Source organism: uncultured Amaricoccus sp. (assembly GCF_937858865.1).
In the GTDB taxonomy this organism is placed as follows: domain Bacteria; phylum Pseudomonadota; class Alphaproteobacteria; order Rhodobacterales; family Rhodobacteraceae; genus Amaricoccus.
In genome coordinates, this window is record NZ_CALLYO010000625.1 from 1 (window position 1) to 4,378 (window position 4,378).

The 4,378-nt window shown below is 71.5% G+C and carries 6 protein-coding genes; 3 read left to right on the forward strand and 3 right to left on the reverse strand.

Annotated features, from left to right (window positions below; genetic code table 11):
- Window positions 1–69: 69 nt before the first annotated feature.
- From Q0112_RS18705 to Q0112_RS18715, 3 genes are read right to left on the reverse strand one after another with little or no spacing between them, the layout of a single operon-like run.
- Window positions 70–600, reverse strand: coding sequence for a DUF3035 domain-containing protein (locus Q0112_RS18705; RefSeq protein WP_297977576.1), 531 nt, complete (start codon window positions 598–600; stop codon window positions 70–72).
- 32 nt (window positions 601–632) lie between these two features.
- The gene (gene lspA / locus Q0112_RS18710; RefSeq protein ID WP_297977577.1) at window positions 633–1,106 is read right to left on the reverse strand and encodes a signal peptidase II; all 474 of its coding nucleotides are present in this window, start codon (window positions 1,104–1,106) and stop codon (window positions 633–635) included.
- A 60-nt stretch (window positions 1,107–1,166) separates the two neighbouring features.
- Entirely contained in the window at window positions 1,167–2,051 is an 885-nt protein-coding gene (locus tag Q0112_RS18715) for a branched-chain amino acid aminotransferase (RefSeq protein WP_297977578.1), read from the reverse strand.
- Window positions 2,052–2,224: 173 nt separating this feature from the next.
- Here Q0112_RS18715 and Q0112_RS18720 point away from each other — a divergent pair, with 173 nt between their 5' ends.
- The 3 genes from Q0112_RS18720 (at window position 2,225) to Q0112_RS18730 (ending at window position 4,202) form a co-directional block, all read left to right on the forward strand.
- Window positions 2,225–2,737, forward strand: a complete 513-nt coding sequence (locus Q0112_RS18720; protein ID WP_297977580.1) for a MarR family transcriptional regulator — start codon at window positions 2,225–2,227, stop codon at window positions 2,735–2,737.
- Window positions 2,737–3,441: a response regulator gene (locus Q0112_RS18725; protein ID WP_297977582.1), complete on the forward strand. Its 705-nt coding sequence runs from the start codon at window positions 2,737–2,739 to the stop codon at window positions 3,439–3,441. The genes Q0112_RS18720 and Q0112_RS18725 overlap by 1 nt, the downstream gene beginning before the upstream one ends.
- Window positions 3,442–3,554: 113 nt before the next feature.
- Complete coding sequence (locus Q0112_RS18730) at window positions 3,555–4,202, forward strand: O-methyltransferase (protein ID WP_297977581.1); 648 nt, start codon at window positions 3,555–3,557, stop codon at window positions 4,200–4,202.
- Window positions 4,203–4,378: the final 176 nt, after the last annotated feature.

The following is a 4,378-nucleotide window of genomic DNA, read 5'->3' on the forward strand; positions in this document are numbered from 1 at the left end:
AAATCCCTTCAGGATCAAAGGGATACCTATAGTTTCGCGCGCGAAATCCTCTTCCCTGGCCCCGCGGCGCTACTGCGCCAGCGCCGCCGGCGGCGCGGCCGGCACCCGGCGGCCCTGGGCGCGCTGGGTCTCGAAGGCCTCGGGGGCGTTCAGCACCATCGGCCGGTAGACGAGCGCCTCGCGGTCGCTGCTGAACAGCCGCTCGAGCAGCCGGCCGTGGTGGGTCTGCCGCCAGGCCACGTCCTCCTGGGCGAGCTGGCCGCGGATCGCCGGGTCGCGCGGGCCGGCCGCCGCCACCAGCCCGCCGCCGCCCGAGCCCTGGACCTGCGGCCGTCCGGTCAGGCCGCTGACCGCCTCGGCGTGCGGGCGGTAGTCCACGCGGTTGACCGCGCCCGGCGTCGGCGGCGGCAGCGCGGTCAGGTTCTCGGGCATCTCGAGCGGGCGGGTGGGCAGGACCATGAACTCGTCCGGCTTGCCGGCGATGCCGGCCGAGCGCAGGCTGCCGGCGACCCCGCCCTGGCCGCAGCCGGCCAGCGCCAGCGCCGCCAGAACCGCCGCCGCTCCGAGGATCGCCCGACCTGCCCGTTTCGTCCCTGTCATGCCCGCGTCTCTACCGCACTCGGCCGCGCGCGTCACCTCCCCTTGCGCGCGCCGGCGACGACGAGCAGCGCCGCGCCGCCGAAGATCGCCGCATCGGCGACGTTGAAGGCGAAGGGGTTGCGGATGCCGCAGCAGCTCATGTTGATGAAGTCGGCGACCGCCCCCCAGCGCACCCGGTCCCAGACGTTGCCGAGCGCCCCGCCGACGATGGCCCCGACGCCGATGGCCTGCACCCAGCCGCCGTGCCGCGCCCAGACGAGCAGCGCCGCGACGATGGCGAGGGCGAGCGCGACCAGCACCCACCGTCCGGCGGCGCCGAAGTCGAAGAGGCCGAAGTTGATCCCCTCGTTCCAGGCCATGGTGAGGTTCAGCCAGGGGTCGAGGACCGGGATGTGCAGCCGGTGCTGCAGGTCGAGCCCGACGACCACCCAGAGCTTGAGGGCGCGGTCGAGGGCGAAGACGACGGCCGCGACGAGAAGGGCGCGGCCGATATTTCCGGCGGGCATCGGCAGGCTCCGGACCAAGGGTCCGCCGTCCCTTAGCCGCGCCCGCCCCCGGTCACAAGCTCAGGCGGCGGCGAGCTTTCCGCGCACCAGCTTCTCGTAGTCGCCGGCGATCGAGCGGGTCAGCGCGCCGACCTCGAAGCGGTAGTCGCCGATCTGGCCCACCGGCGTGACCTCGGCGGCGGTGCCGGTCAGCCAGCACTGCTCGAAGCCCTCCATCTCCTGCGGCTCGATGTGGCGCTCGACGACCTTCACCCCGCGCTCCTTCAGCATCTGCACCACCGTCTGCCGGGTGATGCCGTTCAGGAAGCAGTCGGGCAGCGGCGTGTGCACCTCGCCGTCCTTCACGAAGAAGACGTTGGCCCCGGTCGCCTCGGCGACATAGCCGCGGTAGTCCATCATGATCGCGTCCGAGCAGCCCTTGGCCTCGGCGGCGTGCTTGGACATGGTGCAGATCATGTAGAGCCCGGCGGCCTTGGCGAAGGAGGGGATCGTCTCCGGCGAAGGGCGCTTCCACGTCGAGATGTCGAGCTTCGCGCCCTTCATCTTGGCGTCGCCGTAGTAGGCGCCCCACTCCCAGACCGCGATCGCCATGTGCACCGGGTTGCGCGACGAGGCGACGCCCATGTCCGGGCCCGAGCCGCGCCAGACGAGCGGGCGGACATAGGCGTCGGTGAAGCCGTTTTTGGCGAGGGTCGCCGCCTTCGCCGCCTCGATCTCGTCGACGCCGTAGGGGCGCGGGATGTCGAGATAGTCGCAGGACTTGAGCAGCCGCTCGGTGTGGTCGCGGCTGCGGAAGATCTGGCCGTCGTAGCAGCGCTCGCCCTCGAAGACCGAGCTCGCATAGTGCAGCGCGTGCGTCAGGACGTGGACCCTCGCGTCCCGCCAGGGCACGAAGGCGCCGTCCAGCCAGATGAATCCGTCCCGATCGTCGTATGCGCCAGCCATGGCCGTTCCTCACTCGCTTTCGTGATGTTGCGCTGCAACCGCCACCCGCGATCGTTCGTTGCGCCATCTGCGGTCCCGGCTAGCATTTGAGTCTTGGAATGTCAACATGCCTGACATAAACTGTGAGCGACGAGCCCGGCGACGCGCCAGGCGACGAGGCAGGCAGGAGACCGATGGTCCGCGGCTATTCGACCAATCCGACCCGGAGCGAGCAGCTCCTGTTCCTGACCGACGACCAGCTGCGGCAGGGCATCGAGCTGATGTACTTCGCCTATCGCGGCTTCACCGCCGATCCCGACCGGATCCTCGAGGCGCGCGGCTACGGGCGGGCGCACCACCGGGCGATCCACTTCGTCAACCGCCGGCCGGGGCTGACGGTGAACGAGCTGCTCGACGTCCTCGGGGTGACCAAGCAGAGCCTCAACCGGGTGCTGCGCCAGCTCGTCGAGGACGGGCTGGTCGAGAGCCGGGTGGGCGTCGAGGACCGGCGCCACCGCAACCTGACGCTGACCGAGGCGGGGCGGGCGCTCGAGCAGGAGCTCTCGGCGGCGCAGCGGCGGCGGATGCGCGCGGCCTTCTCGGTGGCCGGGCCGGAGGCGGTGCACGGCTTCCGCAAGGTGCTGGAGCAGATGATCGATCCCGAGCTGCGCGCGCGGCTGGTCGGGTGGCTGGAGAGCGGGCGCTGATGGGCGATCCGACGCAACCCCACGTCCTCGTCGTCGACGACGATCCGCGGCTGCGGGCGCTGCTGCAGAAGTTCCTGGCGCGCAGCGGCTTCATGGTGACGGCGGCGCGCGACGCGGCGCATGCCCGGCGGCTGCTGGTCGGGCTCGACTTCGACCTCATGGTGCTCGACGTGATGATGCCGGGGGAGGACGGGCTGAAGCTGACCGCCAGCCTGCGCGAGACGATGACGACGCCGATCCTGCTGCTGACCGCGCGCGGGGACGCGGACGACCGCATCCTCGGGCTCGAGGCGGGGGCGGACGACTATCTGCCGAAGCCGTTCGAGCCGCGCGAGCTGCTGCTGCGGATCAACGCCATCCTGAGGCGGGTGCCGAAACCGCAGCCGAAGAGCGAGCCGCCGAAGACGCTGCAGCTCGGCGAGGTGCGCTACGACCTCGGGCGGGGCGAGCTCTGGCGGGGGCGCGAGCTGATCCGGCTGACGGCGACCGAATCGATGCTGATGCGCATCTTCGCCGCCCGCGCCCACGAGCCGGTGACCCGGCAGGAGCTGGTCGAGGACCTCGGCGGCGGCATCGCCGAGGCGCAGGAGCGGGCGGTGGACGTGCAGATCACCCGGCTGCGGCGGAAGATCGAGCAGGACCCCAAGGCGCCGCGCTACCTGCAGACGGTGCGGGGGGCCGGCTACATGCTGGCGCCGGACTGAGCCCGCACGGGGTCCGCACAGTGCGGGCTTCGGGCAAGCTGCTGAACGGGAACGATAAAGTCTTTGGCGCTAACCACTTTTCAACCAAGGTTAACCGGGGAGAGGGAGGGGTCATGGCGGACTGGCGAGCGGTCGACGGCTATCTGGCGGGGGTCCTCCTCGGCGACGATCCCGCGCTCGCGGCGACGCTCGCCGCCAACGCGGCGGCCGGGCTGCCGGCGATCGACGTCTCGCCGCTGCAGGGCAAGCTGCTCCACATCCTCGCGCGCATGGCGGGCGCCCGCCGCATCCTCGAGATCGGCACCCTCGGCGGCTATTCGACGATCTGGCTGGCGCGGGCGCTGCCCGAGGGCGGGCGGGTCGTCAGCCTCGAGGCCGAGGCGCGCCACGCCGAGGTCGCCCGCGCGAACATCGCCAAGGCCGGGCTCGCCGACCGGGTCGAGGTGGTCGTCGGCCCGGCGCTCGGCAGCCTGCCGACCCTCGAGGGCCCGTTCGACCTCGTCTTCATCGACGCCGACAAGCGCGGCAACCCCGACTATCTGGCCTGGGCGCTGCGGCTCTCCCGCCCCGGCACCGTCATCGTCTGCGACAACGTCGTCCGCGACGGCGCGGTCGCCGACGCCGCGAGCCGCGACCCCGGCGTCCTCGGCACCCGCCGCTTCTTCGAGATGCTGGCCGCCGAGCCGCGCCTGACCGCCACCGCCGTCCAGACCGTCGGCGCCAAGGGCTGGGACGGCTTCGCCATCGCCATCGTCGACTGAGCCGGCGCCCGTGCCTGCGCGTTAACCTTGGTTGAAAATCGGTTGACGCGCGAGGGTCAGATCAAATGAAATCAAAGACTTGACCAAGTGGGCACGCGTGCCCACCCGTGCGCCCGCCCGCTCAAAGCCGCCCGATCCGCTCGAGGAGGAGGGCGAAGAAGGCGTCGTCGTCGACC